Annotated in this window: 1 protein-coding gene; it reads right to left on the bottom strand. The window is 67.5% G+C overall.

What is annotated here, in order from left to right:
* Positions 1-242 precede the first annotated feature (242 nt).
* Positions 243-1459: NADP-dependent isocitrate dehydrogenase (locus tag JMF90_RS36860; RefSeq protein WP_201326321.1), on the bottom strand; the 1217-nt coding region annotated here is incomplete at its 5' end.

Raw genomic sequence — 1459 nt, 5'->3', positions numbered from 1 at the left:
GCCCGGAAGTCGCGGCCGACCGCATCTCCCGCGGCGACTGCGCGCAACCGTCCGAACTGGACACGGCCACGCTCGAAGTGCCGGACGAAATCGCCGAATGGGAAATCGTTCACGTCTGAATGGCAAGCCTGCAACGACAAACGCCCCGGGCGACCGGGGCGTTTTTCTTGTGTGCCGGGCGGCGAACGGTTCAACCCGCCGCGCCGGCACATGCACGGGCTCGCGCGCTGGCGCGGCCGGCGTCAGGCGAGCGCGTCGACGATGCCGTTCAGCGTCGCGCTCGGGCGCATGGCCTGGCTCGTCAGCTCGACGTTCGGACGGTAGTAGCCGCCGATCGCCTGCGGCTTGCCTTGCGCGGCCGCCAGTTCTTCCAGGATGCGCGCTTCGTTGTCGGACAGCGTCTTCGCCACGCCTTCGAACTGCGCCTTCAGCGCGGCGTCCTCGGTCTGCTCGGCCAGCGCCTGCGCCCAGTACAGGCACAGGTAGAAGTGGCTGCCGCGGTTGTCGAGACCACCCACCTTGCGCGCCGGCGACTTGTTCTCGTCCAGGAACTTGCCGGTCGCCTGGTCGAGCGTCTTCGCGAGCACGAGCGCCTTCGGGTTTTGATAAGCGTTGCCGAGGTGTTCGAGCGACGCGGCCAGCGCGAGGAATTCGCCGAGCGAATCCCAGCGCAGGAAGCCTTCCTCGACGAACTGCTGCACGTGCTTCGGCGCGGAACCGCCCGCACCCGTTTCGAACATCCCGCCGCCGGCCATCAGCGGCACGATCGACAGCATCTTCGCGCTGGTGCCGAGTTCCATGATCGGGAACAGGTCGGTCAGGTAGTCGCGCAGCACGTTGCCGGTGACCGAAATCGTGTCCTTGCCCGCGCGGATGCGCTCGAGCGAGAAACGCGTGGCGTCGACCGGCGTCATGATCCGGATGTCGAGGCCGTTCGTGTCGTGATCCTTCAGGTAGCGTTCGACCTTCGCGATGATCTGCGCATCGTGCGCGCGCGCCGGATCGAGCCAGAACACGGCCGGAGCGCCGGTCGCGCGGGCACGGTTGACCGCGAGCTTGACCCAGTCCTGCACCGGTGCGTCCTTCGTCTGGCACATGCGCCAGATGTCGCCCGACTCGACCGCGTGCTCGAGCAGCACGTTGCCGGCTTCGTCGATGACGCGCACGACGCCGTCCGCCGGGATCTGGAACGTCTTGTCGTGCGAACCGTATTCCTCGGCCGCCTGCGCCATCAGGCCGACGTTCGGCACGCTGCCCATCGTGACCGGATCGAACGCGCCGTGCTGCTTGCAGTCCTCGATCACGGCCTGGTAGACGCCCGCGTAGCAGCGGTCCGGAATCACGGCCTTCGCGTCGTACAGCTGACCGTCCGGGCCCCACATGCCGCCCGAATCGCGGATCATCGCCGGCATCGATGCGTCGACGATCACGTCGCTCGGCACGTGCAGGTTCGTGATGC

The organism is Burkholderia sp. E168m23 (genome assembly GCF_016586125.1).
GTDB lineage: Bacteria > Pseudomonadota > Gammaproteobacteria > Burkholderiales > Burkholderiaceae > Burkholderia > Burkholderia orbicola.
This window is presented reverse-complemented; position numbering and strand designations above follow the sequence as displayed.